An 18,307-nucleotide genomic window follows, 5' to 3' on the forward strand; every position below is an offset into this window, starting at 1 on the left:
CGACTTACCGGTTCGTAATTGCTCCAGCGCCTTTTTCTGAAGGCGTTCATAATCAGGGTGTTGTTTGTCTAGCATAAAAAACTGCATTAAAGTTAACCTTTGACACAGTTCATTTTACAGCCTCGGTGGTTCCTATGCGTTTCCTGCCTCGCTTAATCCTGGAATCGCTATACATGCCCGAACCGTTAATCCTGAAACCGCTATACACCCTCCTCAGCTTATACACCGGCTATAGGATGACTATTAGATGAAGCTTAGATGAGACTTAGATTAGACTGCTTCGGCTATGTAAACGTTATGTCGGGCTTATGTACCAGCTAAGCAGATCTTAATACGCACCTTAAGCAAAGCTTATACAATTCGTACAAATAGATCCTTTAACCCTTTTAAAACCAATTTCTTATGGCTCGCGTAGACAACAACATCACGACCCGCTTCTCTAGCGGGGCTATCGGAAATCAGCTCGTTCTCCGCAACCGCGGTAACGATTCCTTTCTCTCCAACCGCCCCAAAAGAAGGAAGCGCAGGGTCAAAACACCCAAACAACTTGAAGTCCGCCAAAGGTTCCGGGAAGCGGCTAAATATGCCACCAGCGTTTCTAATGACCCGCTGCTGCGGCTCGATTATGAAGCTAAAGTGCTGCCCGGACAAACCGCTTACAATGCCGCTTTTGCCGATGCTTTCATGCCGCCTGAATTGTCTGCACTGAAAACAGCCTGGATTGGAACTACTCCATCAAAACCCAAAACGACTCCCTGCCCGGAACACTCATCCGTGTTACCGCAACGGATCGTCCCAGGAACCAAACCATGCTGGAACAAACGCTCTGAGCCTCGTTTTTAAACCCAAACCTATGAAACAACAGGATATCGATAAACTCAACCTCACGCCCGGGGCAGCAGAACTGATACAGCGCTTTTTTTTGGATGTCGCGACCCTGGCAGATAAGGATGAACTCGACGAGTGGATGAATGAAAGCCAGGCCAATGAAACGATGTTCGACCTGATGATTGAGGCGAACAGGGGCGGAACCGGTGCGGCCTCCTTCCATTTGCTCATGAAGCTGGTAAAAAAATCACCTCCGAAACCAATGAGCCGTAAGAAGAAATTCATGCTCAGTTGCTTACTGGTGGTTGTAGTGGTGCTTTTGCTGGATCATTTTATGCCATCGCATCCGCTCAGCGAATTGGTATATGGTCCAAAGGGTCCGAATTTTGAGGAGCGCACTGTGGAAACGGGAGATGAGACCAAAACCGTTTGGCTGCCAGACAGCTCCCGCGTTGAATTGCTGCCGCATTCGAAGATCGGCTTCCCCAATGACTTTTTCTGGTCCCGGAAGAGAGTGGAGCTCACCGGCAGTGCCAAATTGATGTGCGTGCTTCAGGTGAATATCCATTCAAATATTCCTCTTATGCTCAAGTCTGAAATGTTGTTACCCAATGGCAGTAAATGGGACAGTGTACCCATCTCCCGGATCCAGTATGTTGTTTGCGACAAGCGGTTGCGCAAACTGGTAAAGGTTGACCGGGAGTATCGGCTCAGTTTGTTATATCAGTTCCATCGGCAAATCCGACCTGACCATTGCCGGCAGGTCATTACCCGTATCACGCCGGGTGAGGTCCGTATTATATAAAAGGTTTACGAAACTTTGTTGATGCGCACGCCGGGGATAGCCCACCTTTTCAAACTCAGAATCCGTGAAATCCGACTGAGCAGGGAGCAGGAAAAAGAGCCTGATGACTGGGCTGTAGTTCAGGCATACGAAAACCGGAAAGTCCTTTACCCTGGAACAACGGATTAAAGAAGTGGCGGCCTATGCCAATATTACCCCACATACAGAAGCATTGCTGCATAATTATTTTCAGCACATAGCGACCGGTGAAGAAAAGAATGAATTAGACGAGTTGATAAACGAAAGCGCCGCCAATGAATGTTTATTTGACCTGCTGCTCAATTTCATTATCGAAAAAACCAAAATCGAATCTATTCCCATGCTCAGCAAGCTCATTTCCCGGGAGGATACCATGGCATTCCCGGGCTTAGTATAAAAAAATTACGGATACGGGTATTTTCCCGGTATGACCATATTGGGGATTTGTTTATATTAAAGCCGTTTTTCGGTTAGCTGTGACCGATGTGGCGAAGCCGTGTGCAATTTAGCGCGGGCATTGACAATAAGATTTGTATAGCGACAATCTTAAACGTGAATGGAATCTGCGAGTGGTTTTAAGTAAATCGGATTGTCCTAACTGCAATTAATATTGCATACTTTAAAAGGGATGATAATCAAGAATGATTTTATCGAAGAGGATCATATAATTTCGCAAATATTATTGTTCTAGGCAACTTGGTGACACACTAATAATGACACAGACAAAGGACAATTCCATAAAAATTCTCTTCCGTTTTTTCAGCAATGTCTTGGACGAGTGGACAGTAGAAACCATGTTGGCAGACACAGTGGACGCGGAAAAGGGATTTTATAAACTTGACAGCATCCCTTTTTATGCACCTGTTGCCTCGGATGACATTGTGTTTGCCGAATACGATGACACAGAGGAAATCCTAAAATACCGAAATACCGTTGAATCTTCAGGTAATTCAACTGTACAGGTTGTACTCATAGACACAACTAAGGAGATAAATACAATTCGAGACAAGTTCAAAGATATGGGGTGCATTTCAGAGAAGCTTAACGACCGATACTTTGCAATGGAAATTCCTGTTGACAAGGATTATATACCGATTAAGTTTAAGTTGATTGAACTTGAAGATGCTGGAATTATTAGTTATGCTGAACCATGGCTTTCACAAAACCATTGTTACGACTGACAAGATGCTGCCTACAACAATCGGTTTGCTGCTATGCTAGCTGACATTACAAAGCATTAACTTTTGTTCGCTCATCACCAGTAATTCAAGCGTGTCTGAACGCTATTGAGCAGTAGAATTTATTTTTTACTTTGGTTTTTCAATCGGCTTCAGTTGCCAGGCTGACAGTTGTAAAATTCCAGCACAGCAGAAAGCCGTCAACGTTAGAGGCAACCATTTTACGAACAAACGTAACTCAACAATAAAAATGACAGAAGAACAAGAGTTCAATCCAAGCCAAATAAAATGGATTAAAAGTGTAACCAGGGACAAGGGAAAGGCTTGGGCTTATTTGGATGTGAATGTAGGAGACACTTTCCCTTTAAACTTCTCAAAAAATCCCAAATGGTATCCGACCAATTATTTAATAGCCAAACCTAGAGAAATTATCGCCCTATTCCAGACGCTGGAAACGACGGATACTCTTCCAGGAGGTTGGTATGTTACTCATCTAGTAACACCAGTTGACGAAATCATTAGCAAAGAAGACAATGGAAGTCATCCATATGTGAGACTGGTATCAGTTATCGCTATTGATCCCAATCCGAAACTAATTGATTCAATCGTTTGGAGTTTCTATAAATGCAATCGAGGGCAAATTTGTAATATTAAAACCATTGAACAGAGAACCAATCTGAATCAATCAATTGAACAAAAACAAAAATTCATTTGGGGATTATTCAAGAATATCGACAAAGGCTTATTTAAGAACATTCCAAATCTGACTATTGAACCAGAAGATATTGACGACTATGTAGCTACAGAAGGAAAGGAAAGAACAATATTGAAATTACATAAATTTAGAGAAAGAGATATTACTGTTATTAAAAAAGCAAAAGCGAATGCAAAAAGAGAAAAACGACTTTTTTGTGAAGTGTGTCTTTTCAACTTCGAAAATCAATATCCAATATTAGGTGTTGACTTTATCGAATGCCATCACAAACAGCCAATTTCACAAGGAGGAATAAGAGAAACCAGAGTTGAGGATTTGGCTATTGTTTGTGCAAATTGCCACAGAATGCTGCATCGAAAAAATATTGATGGAAACTATCTTACTGTAGACGAACTTGGACGAATAATACATAAGAAAATGAATTGACCTTATGGCAGCCAAAAACAAAGTATTGCCAATAGCGAGGTTTTACTAATTCTATTGAAAGGACGGAAGTATATAAGCATTTGTAATTTTATTAAACGGTAATGCTGATATGACCCGTCTTCAGCAATACCCGGTCGTTCGCCGCAATATACTCACACATACTACCATGACAACAGTAAATAAAAAGATTACTACAAATTCTAGAGTAATAAAAGACTTGCTTACAAAGTATAGCGATACTTTTGCTGCACTTAAAGAACTCATAAACAATTCACTTCAAGCTAATTCAAAGAATATAGAAGTGGATATTCAATATACTTCTGATGTGTTGACTAAATCAGGCATTAATAGAATCATTATTTTAGATGATGGACATGGAGTTTCTTATTCAGACTTTGACAATAAAATACTTGAAATAGGAACCACAGCAAAATTGAGCGGACAAGGAATTGGACGGTTTAGTTCCTTTCAAATTGGTGAGTTAATGCACATTGAGACAGTTGCTTTTGATGAAGTCACAAAAAAGTACTCTAAAACTTCCTTTAGCATTGACACTACAGACTTTCGTGACGCACAATTAGAACAAACAGAATTTAAAGTTGACTATGAATATTCTGAAAAGCCAATAAATCCCTATTATAAGGTTACAATTGAAAACTTGCATCATAACATCAATTATAAACCTGCAAGAAAAAATCTAATTACTCAAGACTTTTTGCCCCAAAATATATCACAATCCATCTTTGAAAATTATCCTTACGAAGTATTCCATGACAAAGTTAAATTTCATGTTAATGGAAGTGTAATAAAAAGGGATGACTTTTTAATTGGTTTACCGATTAAAAAAACTATTCAACATATCGATAAAAAAGGAAATGAACATGAAATTAGATTCTACTTCTACAACATAAAATCCTCATTAAATAAAGTAAAGGTCTTTTTTCAAATCGATAATGCAGGAATAAAAAGCGTAGCACATGAGTATACATATTCGTCTGATTGGTACACTCTTGATTTGGGGACATGGTTTATTTACGTTGAATCCGACTTTTTTAATAGCGACTTGTTCAGAAATCTTGATATCGAATCTTTAGGAGAAGAGGAAGTTAAAGGAGTTAAAGAAAATTTAAAGGACACAATAAATGAATTTTTTAAGTCACGGAATAAGAAATTTGAAAAATTCTTATTTGAACTCGAGAAAGACAAATACTATCCTTACAAAGACGATTTGCCAGCTTCTAAAGCTCAAGAAATAATTTTTAAAAAAGCTGCATATCTTATTGAGGAGCAACATGGTTTAATAAAAAAGAATAACTCAATCAGAACCTTTTTATATCCGCTTTTAGATAGGTCTATATCAAATGGCGACATAGAATATATTTTCAGAAAGATTCTTAAAATGTCAGATGAAAATGTTCTTAAATTTAGAACACTTTTGGACAAAACCGACTTAGAAGATGTAGTTCATTTCGCAAATTTGGTTGCCGACAAATTGGAATTTCTTCAATTCCTTCATGAGTTGACTTATGGCGACATTTCAGCTTATTTGAAGGAACGTAGCCAATTACATAAAATTATAGAAAATGAATTATGGGTTTTTGGAGAAAACTACAATGGCACTCCCAATCTATGGTCAGATAAGAAAATTGGCAATATTTTAAAGGAATTAAGAGATAGATATTTCAATTATGAACCTACCATAGAGGATGGAAACCTTATAACTAATGAAGGCACGCCAGATGACATTACGGACTTGTTCTTTTTAAATGAAAAGGTTAACGATTCTGATGAGCGAGAAATTATGGTTGTTGAATTGAAAGCACCAAAATGTGCTATAAGCGAAAAAGAACTAAATCAAATTGACAGATATGCTTTCACTATTGAAGAAAATTCAGCACTACCCTCAAACAAAGTAAAGTACAAGCTTTTATTAATTTCATCTAGGTTGACAAAATTTGCTAAGTCGAAGGTGAAATCAAGAAGGGAAAGCTTCCCTGACTTCCCATTTTTATATGACAGAAAAAGTGAAAAAAACATTGAAGTTTATGTAATGGAATGGGCTGAACTCATTGAACAGAATAAGAGAAAGTTGGGCTATTTATCAAATCAATTAAAGATAAAAGACAAATCAGTGAATGAAAAGTTTGAGATAGAGTATTCGGAATTAATAACAGAGAAAATTTCGGCACAACTTAGACTAGTTAAATAATATGGCGCCTAACGTTGGGTTCCTATGTATTAAGCCCTTTAGAGGTACTAATAAATATCAACAATTTTCTTTTGAAAACAAAGGACATCCGTAAGAGAGATTCAAACCACACTTGGCCTTCAGAAGCGTGTTTATTTCCTTGCTATAGATATAAACTATTTCTAAATTAATTTAATCAGTCATTATCAATTACCAGCATCCGATAAGTAGAAACTGAAGTTCTCAGCACTACAAGTCCTTGTGATTAAATGTTTAATGATTTGCTGGATTGTTATCTGCAATAAACAGCCGGCTACAGTCTTGCCAAAGTCAATGACTCGCTGTATGAATATTTCATGTTGACAACCGATGTTTTGTAGTCCGGCTGAGTAATTTAGTAGTTAGGTAATGATTAATGGTTGATTGATTACTTAATTTATTTTGCAATAGAAGTTTGATAAGGTTGTTCCATTAGCCATATAAACCATATTCTGCTAAGCAGTTTACGGGTAACTTTTACGATGGCTTTTTTCCTATTGATGCCTCTTTTGATTTGTTCAATATAATATAATGCCAGGGCAGGATCATTTCTTTTAGCCGCCCAGGCGCATTCGATCAGATGACTGCGAAGTTGTCGGTGTTTTCTAACGGTCAAATTAGAGCGCAATTGTTTTTCTCCGAAACTGTGTTCCATGGGCATCAGTCCAATAAAACTATTGAGGTGATAAAAATTGGGAAACCTTCGCATGTCACCGATTTCACTAATGAGCGATGCCGCGGTGAGAGGCCCGAACGCCCAACAAGGGTATTGCTGCAAGTGGGGCTTGAAGTATTAGCAATCTGCTTCAGGACGCTATCAGCAGCAGTTTCGGCTAGACGAATAAAGCAAAGCACAGCAAAGGTTCTTATCTTCAAATTCTAAACAAAACCGGGCAGCAGTTCCGGGCAGACATTATAACATATCCCACCTGCACCAATACCTTTTCGTTAGGCACAATTATACCGACACTCCACTATGGATAAAAACCTTTTAAAAAGAATACTTATAATATTAGGAATACCGATACTTTATGCCGTTTTTCTCAGGTTGCTTTTTGGCGTTGACACTTGGCGAGACCTGTATTCAGTTATGTCAGTTTCCTTTTTGTTTTGCTTGCCAACTATCGTAGGTGCGCTGACAGTATACTTTTCAAGTGTTGACAAGGTGCAGAAATTTGCGTACCGATTTTTTGTTCCGTGGCTCCCTATTCTAATCTTTCTCGTTTTGACACTTGCCTTAGCTTGGGAAGGTTGGGCATGTTGGACAATGGCTCTTCCTCTATTTCTCCTTGCTGCATCAATCGGTGGACTAATCGGCGGTTACCTCAAACTTCGCAAGAAAGACAATATAGTTTATGTATCTGTATTGACACTTTTTCCACTTTTAATTGCGCCTGTTGAACGAATGGTCGGTGCTATTCCTGGAACATATGAAGCATACACTTACATAGACATAAAATCTACGGCTGACAAGATTTGGGATAACGTGACACAGGTAAAAGAAATTCCAGTGCAACAGGATAAAGGTTGGCTTACGAGGAGCTTAGGCTTTCCGAGACCAGTCAAAGCGGAATTAAATTTCTTGGGCGTTGGTGCTTACAGAAAAGCAATCTTTACCAATGGACTTATTTTTCATGAGACTGTGACAGAGTACATAGATAAAAAGAAAATGGTTTTTACCATCAAAGCCTATCCGCATGAAATACCATCTACAACCATGGACGAACATGTTGTAATTGGTGGAAATTATTTTGACGTTCTAAATGGAACGTATGAACTTGAGAAGCTTAGCTACAAGAAGTATAGGCTTCATTTGTATAGTCATTTCAAATTGACAACGACTTTTAACTTCTACGCAAGTTGGTGGGCAAAGTGGATTATGAAGGACATACAGAATAACATATTGCACGTTGAAAAGCAACGGGCTGAAACCGAATAACTGTTCCTAACAATGCATTGGCTATATGGAGGGCGACGACTATATTCTAAGCTTTTTGTTCGCTATTCAGGTTCAGTATTTGCAGAGTAATAAAACCGGACAGCAGAATAAACAATGACCTTTTGAATCTTTAACCAGCAGCAGCACCAGGCAAACGGAACACAGAATACCGCCACATCGCCAATGCTTAAACGTTAGCACACATTTTAATGAGACCCGTTTCAATAATCACATTACTCATTCTATTCGTTTCCTGTGGGGAAAATCCGAACTGGAGACAGTTTTCTGGTAATGGACTTCCAGACCAAGATGTGACTTACAACGATATATACTTCGTTGACGGACAGACGGGATACATTGGCGGTAGACATTTTACTTTGTTAGACTCAAAAAGTGAGGACACAATTAATTTTCAAAACACTGCAGTTTTATATAAGACTCATAATCAAGGAGGGGATTGGAAACAAATACCTCTACCATTCTTAGGTTCTGTTGAAAAAATAACTACGTTCGGTGACACCTTGATACTGAAAATAAAAACCGACAATGACACAACAATACTTGTTAAGAGCAATAATCACGGTAAAGATTGGAGAAACCTGTTGACCTTGACCAAACATGCTGGAATTGTCGATATGGATTTCGTAAACAGTACTAATGGACGACTCATAACGACTGACAGGCAGAATGAATATTTAATAATATATCAGCATAATCAGTTCGACACAGTTCAAAAATTCACCGAGAATTATCCATGTACTTTCTTAAAGGACGAAGTGATTTCATTAAAGAATGTTCCCTCAACTACGAATTATAGTAGCTATTTACTTACTGATATAAAGACCGGAAGCATCAAAGAAATTAAGTTTGATAAAAGTTATTTCATTGCTTCTCATTACAAGTACAATAACAATTTATATTTAGCCGCAAGCAAGGATAATGTTGGCTACATATTGAAATTAAATAAAGCAGGATATGAAAAAATTGAATTTGGCACATATTCCAAGTATGAACCAGATGAGGTATTTGTTTATGGTGACAAATTAATGGCAATCGGCAACAGGCAAGACGAAGTTGGACCTATTGGAGTAATTCGTTCGTTCCTTATTTCAAATGATGGTGGTAAAACATGGAATAAAGAAGATATGCCTTCACCAATGTGCATTGAAGCCCCAGCGATTTACAAAGACAGGTTATTTATATCAGCAGCTTGCCCTCCTGGATTTTTTCAAGTGCGACAATGAAAAACTTGTGCTAACAGGCGTATTGGCAAAAGGCAGGGCGGGACATCAAAGGTCAACGGCATTGGAACTATAATCGGTAGCGGATCAGGCTTGTCAAGTTTTCAATAGGGCTATTGGATTTAAACATGAACATTTGTAAATAATAAATCTGCTGGGCCGGGTGGGACGTTAGTAATGGCCCTGCTTTCGCCAATACGTAAACGTTAGCTGCGATAACATGCGACACACCTTAATTTTCATATCGACATTACTCTGCTTGACTTCTTGCAACCACACAGAAGTAACAGAACGACACTCTAATGGGAAGCCAAAAGAGGAAAGAACATATTTCAATAGTGACAGCACCGATTTTAAAATCGTTCAATATTATCCAAGCGGACAAATATCCTTTGAAGGAAATGTAATTAATAAATTATTTGTAGGACAGAAAATAAATTACTATGAAAATGCCACTATCAAGCAAATTGATAGTTTATATAAACCATGTGCTTTAGACTTTTGCTGTTGTGACGGTTTAGTAAAACGTTATAGGGAAAATGGAATATTACAAGAGACGTTTATAAATAAAAACGGAGTTGAAGACGGGCTAGTATTTACATACGACACTTTAGGCAGGTTGGAAACAAAATATGAAATGGTCAATGGACGTAAAAATGGAAAAGCTGAAAAGTACTTTGACAATGGCATACTGGCGTTTAAAGCAACGTTCCAAAATGACACTATTCAAGGATATGCACTTTACTTTTATGGAAATGGGGACACATTAAAAATGATGAAATATTATGGTGATGGTATGGACTTTCCATATTATAAATGGCTAAAAAATGGACAAATAATAAAAGGTGAAGTTATAAATAATGGCAAACAAATACTTTGGTCATGGATGGACAAAAATAGAAACATCTTAAAAACAAAGACTGCAAAATTTGCAAATGAAATTACCGTTCCAGATAACGAGTAGTTACCGCAGCAAACATCTGGTTTGCTGATATGCTGGCAGACGAATAACTCCTCATCTTTTGTTCGCTATCAGCAGCGGTTCGGGTGTAAGCTTCCCCTAAAAGTGGTTCTAATCCTTACAAGTACGAGGGCGACGATTTTCTATCAGATATTTTATCACAGACCTTCAAAAGTCGACGTGATTATTACAGGGATGTTTATCTTAACTCAGCCGCCTGGCAGAAAAAACGTCTCATTGTACTACAACGTGACAACTGGTGTTGTGTTCATTGCGGCAGACCCGCTACTCAGGTACATCACAAAAAATATGCTCAAAGAATCGGAACGGAACCAATCGAATGGCTTGATTCGGTTTGCAAAGAGTTTTATGATCAGCTACATAAGTGAACCTGGTCTGTGCCTGCTACATTATCTGCGTAACAGCCTAAGATATACTCGGAAATGATACCAGGCCGGAGATTACCATTTAAATATGCGCAGGCATCGACAATATGATTTGAATAGCGACAATCTGGAATGTAATTGTGAATGATAATCAGGCACAGTGTTATCGATGTGGATCATTTATTTTCGTAAATCTTTTCGTTATGTGCCACTTTAACCCGACAGTTACAAAATGATTTTGCCATCTGACAAAGAGTATACTCAAACTAAGCGAATTATCCTTGGGATAGAGCGGATGAGCCCTGAATTTTTACCTCTTGCGGAGTGGATAGACAAAACATATGATGTAAGAACGGTAAACATTATCTACGATTCATAGGAAAATAAAATACCTAGAATTCAAGTATGTTTCGAATTTGAGAAGGATAAGAATAAGTTTTTGACTCATGACAGCTCATATTTTGACAAAGCAAAACAAGACGCAATTGGACAAAAATTTAGTGAGATAATAAACCAAAAAGGGCTTTCAAAAAGTAACAATTCTATTTCAAAAATATTCGGAGTAAATCAAACTGGTAAATATTTTACAGATAATGTATTTGTTATATATGGAGCATTTGAACCTGTAGCAAAAATTGAGGCAACTTATAAAATCAAAAAAGAGCAGATTGACGATTTTATTAACTCATTTCACAATCCTGACATTTGGACAATTTCTATTGGGTTTACTATTCCAACATTTTTTATGTATACAGATGCGAAAGTAAAAGAGTATGACAAACCTGAAATAAAGCAAATGTGGGCTGACAGATACCATGGACTTGTCAAGCAATTTGACGAGTTTAATTATTTTAAAAGAGATGAGATTCAAGTTTTAATTGATAGCAAAGAAAATTTTGACAAAAATTATCAAAGTAATTGGTACTATTACTACAAATGACAATAAAAGTGGAACATAACAAATGCATTAGTATAAGCACGGCGGACGCAATACGAATCAACAATTATTTCACTGATCAGCAGTAGTTTCGCCGACAGTAGTGCTACTGAAAATTTGTAATAAAACATCAACAAAATATCAATGATCAGCTTTAGTACCAGGCAGTAGATAAAAAATGCCGTACCTAAACCAATGCATGGTCGTTACCTGCTATTTTAAGACGAGACACCGATAATAAAATGAACCGGCATCAATATAAAGAATTGACAATTAAAGTGTTTGACGAACCGACTTATAAGCTTGGGTCGTCTGACAATAATTTCAATTTCTCAAAACATTACTTTGGTAATGGTGCGACAGAGTATCCGACTTCAAAACACGGAATAAAAATTTATCAAAGCGACCAAATTATTGACAGTTGTATAATTATTGGTTCTGGTGGGGCGACAGGTATTCATCAAAATTCATCACTTCTTGACAAAGACCAATTACTAATCTGTTGTTGTGATACTATATTTTGTTTGACACTCCCAGACCTTGAATTAAAATGGAAAACGCAAGCAGACCAAGCGACTTGTTTTCAAATTTTCAAACAGCAAGACGACTACATTGTACACGGAGAACTTCAAATAACAAAACTTGACAAAGACGGAATAATAAAATGGGAATTTGGCGGTGCGGACATTTTTGTATCCATAGACAATGAAGAAGAGTTTAAAATTGAAAATGATGGAATTTTGCTCACTGACTTTGCTAAGACGAAATATAAAATAGACTTTGACGGAAAATTAATATGGGACGCATACAGACAATGAAAAAACAGCAGGTAAAATTGGTATTGTCAATTGTGGGGCTTGACATTGAAACAATCAGCAGTGGCAATACTGCCGTACTGCGGTTCGGGGCTTGACGAATAAAGCCCAGCTTTAATTCATAATATTTAACTTTATCAAAAAACCAGACAGCAGTTCCGGGCTGGACGTTATTAAATATCCCACCTTCGCCAATACTCGGTCCATTAGCAGCAACCATTGGCGACTCGGCATACATGAACAAACAAACGTAAATGGAAGTTGAATTAAAAAATATCAATCCTAAGTTTGTAGAACTGTTCACGCAAACTTTCGCATTTACTGAGGAGGAGTTTGCATTGTTTTTATCTTCTTTTAAGTGTAAAACAATTTCCAAAAAAGATTATTATTTGAGAGCTGGCGAAGTATGCAAATCAAAAGCATATCTCAATAAAGGATGCGCAAGAAACTTTGTGTTGGATGAACAAGGACATGAACGAATTTTATTCTTTCCATTTGAAGATTGGTGGCTTGGTGACTTCGATAGTTACTATTCGGGAAATCCGGGAACAAACTATATCCAAATGCTGGAAGATTCAGAACTACTGGTAATTTCAAAAGAAAAATTTCAAAAAGCAGAACAGGAAATCCCTAAACTCAAACAATGGTATTCTTCTAAAATGCTTCGTTCAGCAATTGCTTCAAGAAACAGAATTGAAGAAATGAAAACCCTGTCTGCAGAAGAACGCTACCTCAAATTAATAGAAAAACAGCCTCATATTTTTCTGCGTATTCCATTGCAACACATTGCATCTTACTTGAACATTGAACCGCAATCCCTCAGCCGGATGAGAAACAGGCTCACAAATAAACATTGAATTTGTTTTTATTGCTTTAATTTCTTAACCCTGGTTAAGTGTTTTTTATTTTATCCAGGGCACCTTAGTATCTGTTAATTAAGCAATCACTAAAAAAAAAACATGACTTCAACTCAAATAAACGTGCTAACCCCCAAAGAGGGATTAAGGTTACAGTCTGGCCCCGGTCGTGACCTTATTTTCAAACTTACTGGTGAAGATACTGGTGGTGCATTCGATTATTTTATTGTAGAGGTAGCACCATATGGAGGCCCGCCATTGCATGTGCACCATAAACAGGAGGAAACAATTCACGTTCTTAAAGGCAAGTTTAAAGTACGGATAGGGGATGATATTTTCTATCTCAATGAAGGAGACTTCGCCTACCTGCCATCGAAAGTGCCGCATGCCTTCCTTAATCTCACCGATGAAGGCGCAGAAATTATTGTTGTGTATACTCCAGGAGGAGGTCATAAATTTTTTGAAGAATTGGGGCCTCTTATGCACAATGGTTCGCCAGATAAAATGGTGGTCTCCCAACTTTTTGAAAAATATGAAATGACACTGCTTGGACCTCCGCTAAGCCGTGATCGTTAGTCGTTATACCTGGAAAGCTGCTATCCCAGGCTAATTAATTCTCATTATCCGTATAACAAGATCTCCATGGATTTCTGGGGTATAAAACTGTAGATCCTTTGATCCCTGAATGCTTATCCCAGGTGAATACAATCCGGTTTCTGGTGCGTAAGTACGCATCTCATAAGATCCTTCTGGAAGGTCAAACCGGATATTGCCACGAATCGGTTTGCCTGCATCCTTATCGGTCAGCTCCCGTTCATCCGCCAGGTAAATATTGTAATCTTTACCCGGTATCCCATATACTGCCGCTAATAAATGGTCCGGTTTTTCTTTTAACCAGTTCGCGATCGGTTTCGCATGCACGATGTCAACACTTCGCATGTAGGCAGACAAATTTTTAAACCAGGTCCTGAGGTATTTTTGTGAACTGTCTGTGCCTGTTTCGGAATAGTTAATGATACTGAAATCAATGATATCATAATGTGCCCCGGATAAAAGGGTTACCCATGCCCGCTTCCGGTCAATCGTCCATCCTTCGTAATCCTTATACGAACTGGCAACATTATCTTCATCAAAATTCAAAGGTTTGGCTTCGTTGTAGGTCGCGAGGCAAAAGTCAAGTAATTCCCTCAGTTTTAGTTGCTTTGACATAAAATCACCCATATAGTAGCTCTTTCCATGATAGGTGGTATTTGGCAAAGGGTGAACATTCACGATATCAAATTTCAGCCCACGAAAAGTACTATCTGAAGACTGTTGCCAGGGAGAATCGTTATAGGCCTCTAATCCCGCAACCAGGTGCTTATTGGGCATATCTTTTTCAGCATCGCGGATAACATCTGCTATTTGCATCTGCCATTGATTGACTTCCCATGGCCTGGCATTCTTGCTGTTGCCCTGGAGATTTCCACCGGCCTCGTTACAAACTTCATAGATGATATTGTCAAATCGCTTTGTTACCTCAACGATCTTGCGGACATATTTTTTTTGCAAGTCAAATATTTTGGGATTACGCATCGTGATATAGTCAGGCCACTCTATCTTCTCCATTCCGTTGATATTGTTCTCTGCTTTTACCGGGTTCAGGTCCCAGACAGGCGGTTCATAAGTATTGCTCAAAAGCGTTAACTCCACCACAATTCCATAATGCGAGGCGAGGGCAAGAAACTTATCCAGCCTGGAAAAAAACTCAGGGTTCCATTGATTGAGGTCATATTTTAATTCTCCATCCAGGGCTTTGCCTGGGCCTGTCCTAAGAAAAGGAGCAATATAATCCGGCGATTCCGGCTTACAGGTAGAGTATGGATTCTGCGCACTTTGAAGTTCCCTGAAGAGGAGGAACAATCTCGTGTAGGTAATGCCTTTGGCAGCTGCATCTGCCAGGTACCGTTCGTATCGGAACGGCCTGTTCATCACAGAGCCATAGTGTTCGGTAGCTGTTAAAAACACCATTGGTTCACCTCTGAATAAAAAACACTTCGGATTATCCGGATGCACCCGAACAGGCTTCAATATACTGTCTTTGCTATTCGACGAACTGCCTGAAACATAACTGCGATCACCTGTAAATTGTGCATGAGCCGACCGGGACAAGAAAAACAGGATAATATAAAATAAACTTTTTTTGAATGATTGAATTGTCTGCATATTGAATCCCGGTTCTTGTTATTCGTACAAGATATCCATTTTCAGGATATCTATACCAGGGTTGACCAACCGTAGTGTTACTATTGAGCGAACAGGAAGCCACCAAATTCATTGCGTCTTTAATTAACAGGCATACCTCGGGATAGGTCAATATAGTAAGTACAGTACACGCTAAAGGGGTTTGCGGAAATGAATAAAATTTCTTAGCTTTTAACTGAAATAGAATTCCGGCCTTTCTAAAATTAGGATCCGCTCTCCGAAAACAGGTTAATCGGCAAACGATGATCTGTATTACCCCCCTTGCTGGTTTAGTTATACAATTATTCTTTAATCATAAAACCGCACGTTTATGCGTAAGTCCTATTTGCTCCTGATCACAGGCCTGGTATTCGCTGCCATTTGTTTTACCGGATGTGCAAACAACAAAACCGAAGAACCGGCCACTAAACCAACTACTGTAGCTGAAAAACCCAATTTCGGAGGGTTTGAAACCCAGGCTAAATGGGGTGAACACCTCGTTACTATTGTAGGTTGCAATGATTGCCATACCCCCAAGAAAATGACACCCATGGGGCCTGTAGATGACAGCACTTTAATGTTATCCGGGCATCCTGAAACATTACCTGCACCAGAAGTCGACAGGAAGGCAACGGAAAGCAAGGGCTTGGTCGTTACAGCAGATTTTACTTCCTGGGTCGGCCCCTGGGGTATTTCTTATTCGGCTAACCTGACACCTGATCCATCGGGCACAGGCAGTTGGACGGAAGAACAGTTTGTTTATGCACTGAGGAATAGTATCAGTAAAGGAATTGCCGGTGGAAGGCACCTTATGCCCCCTATGTCCATGATGCCGGTTAAACATATGTCTGACGATGAATTGAAGGCCATATTTGCCTACCTGAGAACCATTAAACCCATAAAAAATAATTCAGTTCAGCCAACTCCCCCGGCATTAGCCCGTAAATAATAATCACGAGCTTTCAACTGTTGTAAATAAATATCCCGCTTGGGCGGGACAGGACCTGGTATGCTTTATTATAGGGCTTAATTTTTTTCATCCTCAAAAAATTTCTGTACTGTTCCTGCCCGTGCGTGTTTCTGCAATTGGTTGATAATATCGGCTGCCCGGTTGCCGTGATGATGTATTTTTTCAAGGTTACTGGTCAATAGATCTGCAGTTTCTTTTTTATCTGCTGCATCCTCAGCAGTAACCATGTTCTCAACCAATTCTTTAGAGATCTCTGAAAAGTTATTGACAAAGTTGAGGGGGTTCTGGATTTCATGTGCCATTCTTGTAGCCATAACGCCAAATGCAGCCATTTTTTCTGATTGGATTAATTGCTGTTGTGTGGCTTTTAAATTATCATAAGCTGCAGTAAGCGCTTGATTGGCTTTTTGCTTATACCGGTAACGATTTATTAAGCCGATAAGCAACAATAACAATAGGATAGCTCCGGCAATAAAGGAATTGCGAATATTACGCTGTGTACTATCTTTTTTCTCCTGTGCTGCTTTGGTGGCTGCTTCCTTTTTGTCAAACTCATATCGCATGGCTGTTTCAGTGAGCTTTTTATCTTTCTCCATATTGAAAACAGAATCCTTGAACAGGGTGTATTGCTTATAACTTTCAAGCGCGCCTTTATAATCGTCCTGTAAGGATTGTATTTCGCTCAATCGCTTATAATTGTTCAATAGCGTATTTAAATCACCGATTTCCCCTGATATGGTTATTGCCCGGGCCGTATAGTCTTTTGCATGTTGCAAGGCCATAGCGGTATTGTTATTCTTTGCCATCTCTAAGTAAGTATTGCCGATATCAGCCAGGATTTTTGCTGTTCCGCTTTTATCCCCAAGCTGTTGAAATAAGTCCAGGGCCTTTGCATTATACTCCAGGGACCTGGGATACTCCTTTTTATAGGTATAGAGCGTGGCGATATTACCAAGGTTCCTGGCTATTCCATTTTTATCGCCTACGGCTTCATAGAACCCGAGCGATTGTAGATTACTTTCCAAAGATTTCGCAGTGTCGCCTAAGCTCATATAGAGTTGCCCGATATTGGCCAGGTTTGCTGCCACGCCGCTTTTATTTCCCAGTTCTTCATCTATCTTGTTTGCCCTTAACATATAATCCAGCGCTTTAGGGTAATCTTCCAGGCTGTTATAAACGATGCCAATATTGCAAAGCGTAGCGGCTACTTCGTTTTTTATGCCGCGTTCTTCATGAATTTTCAAGGCATCAAAATAGTATTTCAAGGCATTCGGTAAATCGGATTTAAACCAATAAATGACCCCGATATCACCCAGGATTTTAGCTGTGCCTTTTTTATCGCCAATTTCCTTAAACTGTTCTAATGATTTTAAGGCATATTCTATCGCCCGGACATAATCGGATTTTCCGTATCCATAATTTCCGGCGATCACTTTGTAGGCATAAGCCATTCCTGTTTTCCAATTCAATTTTTCAGCAAGCGACAGGCCCTGCAGGCCATACTTCAATCCTTCGTCCGGGTTTATCGAATAATAGGTAAGGCTAAGATCATTCAGCATGATCACTTTATTGGTGTCCTCCTTTGCTTTAGCAATTTGGGTGATCAAAGAATCAATAAGTGGTTGACCCTGTAATTGCGCATGAGATGTCAATGCTGCACTTACAATGAACAGGAGCAGGAGATACTTTTTCATTTGATTGTATTTGATAGACCGGGGAGAATTTCAAGGGTATTAATATAACAATTTCCTGCTGAAAATTGGCTGTTTCACAGGCCACGA

At 38.9% G+C, this 18,307-nt stretch carries 17 protein-coding genes; 14 read left to right on the top strand and 3 right to left on the bottom strand.

Going from position 1 to position 18,307, the window contains the following annotated elements:
* Window positions 1-402: 402 nt before the first annotated feature.
* From LAQ65_RS09760 to LAQ65_RS09785, 6 genes are all read left to right on the top strand, one after another.
* The gene (locus tag LAQ65_RS09760) at window positions 403-843 is read left to right on the top strand and encodes a hypothetical protein (protein WP_224116775.1); all 441 of its coding nucleotides are present in this window, start codon (window positions 403-405) and stop codon (window positions 841-843) included.
* Window positions 844-853: 10 nt separating this feature from the next.
* A complete protein-coding gene (locus LAQ65_RS09765; protein WP_224116776.1) occupies window positions 854-1,633 on the top strand; it encodes a FecR family protein in 780 nt (259 codons plus the stop codon).
* A gap of 172 nt (window positions 1,634-1,805) precedes the next feature.
* Window positions 1,806-2,048, top strand: a complete 243-nt coding sequence (locus LAQ65_RS09770; protein ID WP_224116777.1) for a hypothetical protein — start codon at window positions 1,806-1,808, stop codon at window positions 2,046-2,048.
* A gap of 316 nt (window positions 2,049-2,364) precedes the next feature.
* The gene (locus tag LAQ65_RS09775) at window positions 2,365-2,832 is read left to right on the top strand and encodes a DUF4265 domain-containing protein (protein WP_224116778.1); all 468 of its coding nucleotides are present in this window, start codon (window positions 2,365-2,367) and stop codon (window positions 2,830-2,832) included.
* 247 nt (window positions 2,833-3,079) lie between these two features.
* Window positions 3,080-3,970 carry an HNH endonuclease gene (locus LAQ65_RS09780; RefSeq protein ID WP_224116779.1) on the top strand — a complete coding sequence of 297 codons (891 nt, stop codon included), beginning with the start codon at window positions 3,080-3,082 and terminating at the stop codon, window positions 3,968-3,970.
* 109 nt (window positions 3,971-4,079) lie between these two features.
* Window positions 4,080-6,179, top strand: a complete 2,100-nt coding sequence (locus LAQ65_RS09785) for an ATP-binding protein (protein WP_224116780.1) — start codon at window positions 4,080-4,082, stop codon at window positions 6,177-6,179.
* A 415-nt stretch (window positions 6,180-6,594) separates the two neighbouring features.
* Here LAQ65_RS09785 and LAQ65_RS09790 read toward each other — a convergent pair whose 3' ends face one another.
* Window positions 6,595-6,975 carry an IS110 family transposase gene (locus LAQ65_RS09790; protein ID WP_224116781.1) on the bottom strand — a complete coding sequence of 127 codons (381 nt, stop codon included), beginning with the start codon at window positions 6,973-6,975 and terminating at the stop codon, window positions 6,595-6,597.
* A 198-nt stretch (window positions 6,976-7,173) separates the two neighbouring features.
* On the opposite strand from LAQ65_RS09790, the gene LAQ65_RS09795 reads away from it, so the two are divergent.
* The 7 genes from LAQ65_RS09795 (at window position 7,174) to LAQ65_RS09825 (ending at window position 13,909) form a co-directional block, all read left to right on the top strand.
* The gene (locus LAQ65_RS09795; protein WP_224116782.1) at window positions 7,174-8,136 is read left to right on the top strand and encodes a hypothetical protein; all 963 of its coding nucleotides are present in this window, start codon (window positions 7,174-7,176) and stop codon (window positions 8,134-8,136) included.
* Window positions 8,137-8,345: 209 nt separating this feature from the next.
* A complete protein-coding gene (locus tag LAQ65_RS09800) occupies window positions 8,346-9,380 on the top strand; it encodes a beta propeller repeat protein (RefSeq protein WP_224116783.1) in 1,035 nt (344 codons plus the stop codon).
* Window positions 9,381-9,597: 217 nt separating this feature from the next.
* The gene (locus LAQ65_RS09805) at window positions 9,598-10,341 is read left to right on the top strand and encodes a toxin-antitoxin system YwqK family antitoxin (protein WP_224116784.1); all 744 of its coding nucleotides are present in this window, start codon (window positions 9,598-9,600) and stop codon (window positions 10,339-10,341) included.
* Window positions 10,342-11,163: 822 nt separating this feature from the next.
* The gene (locus LAQ65_RS09810; protein WP_224116785.1) at window positions 11,164-11,664 is read left to right on the top strand and encodes a hypothetical protein; all 501 of its coding nucleotides are present in this window, start codon (window positions 11,164-11,166) and stop codon (window positions 11,662-11,664) included.
* A gap of 239 nt (window positions 11,665-11,903) precedes the next feature.
* The gene (locus tag LAQ65_RS09815; RefSeq protein ID WP_224116786.1) at window positions 11,904-12,479 is read left to right on the top strand and encodes a hypothetical protein; all 576 of its coding nucleotides are present in this window, start codon (window positions 11,904-11,906) and stop codon (window positions 12,477-12,479) included.
* 251 nt (window positions 12,480-12,730) lie between these two features.
* The gene (locus LAQ65_RS09820; protein ID WP_224116787.1) at window positions 12,731-13,333 is read left to right on the top strand and encodes a Crp/Fnr family transcriptional regulator; all 603 of its coding nucleotides are present in this window, start codon (window positions 12,731-12,733) and stop codon (window positions 13,331-13,333) included.
* Between the two features lie 102 nt (window positions 13,334-13,435).
* Window positions 13,436-13,909, top strand: a complete 474-nt coding sequence (locus tag LAQ65_RS09825; RefSeq protein ID WP_224116788.1) for a cupin domain-containing protein — start codon at window positions 13,436-13,438, stop codon at window positions 13,907-13,909.
* A gap of 30 nt (window positions 13,910-13,939) precedes the next feature.
* On the opposite strand, the gene LAQ65_RS09830 is transcribed toward LAQ65_RS09825, so the two are convergent.
* Window positions 13,940-15,538 (bottom strand): DUF6298 domain-containing protein, encoded by a 1,599-nt coding sequence (locus LAQ65_RS09830; protein WP_224116789.1) that lies wholly within the window; start codon window positions 15,536-15,538, stop codon window positions 13,940-13,942.
* A 349-nt stretch (window positions 15,539-15,887) separates the two neighbouring features.
* On the opposite strand from LAQ65_RS09830, the gene LAQ65_RS09835 reads away from it, so the two are divergent.
* A complete protein-coding gene (locus tag LAQ65_RS09835) occupies window positions 15,888-16,505 on the top strand; it encodes a c-type cytochrome (protein WP_224116790.1) in 618 nt (205 codons plus the stop codon).
* 77 nt (window positions 16,506-16,582) lie between these two features.
* Here the strand turns inward: LAQ65_RS09835 and LAQ65_RS09840 are convergent, their stop codons facing one another.
* Entirely contained in the window at window positions 16,583-18,220 is a 1,638-nt protein-coding gene (locus LAQ65_RS09840) for a tetratricopeptide repeat protein (protein ID WP_224116791.1), read from the bottom strand.
* Between the last annotated feature and the right edge of the window lie 87 nt (window positions 18,221-18,307).

Origin of the sequence: Flavihumibacter profundi (genome assembly GCF_020076305.1) — a bacterium.
Lineage (GTDB): Bacteria > Bacteroidota > Bacteroidia > Chitinophagales > Chitinophagaceae > Flavihumibacter > Flavihumibacter profundi.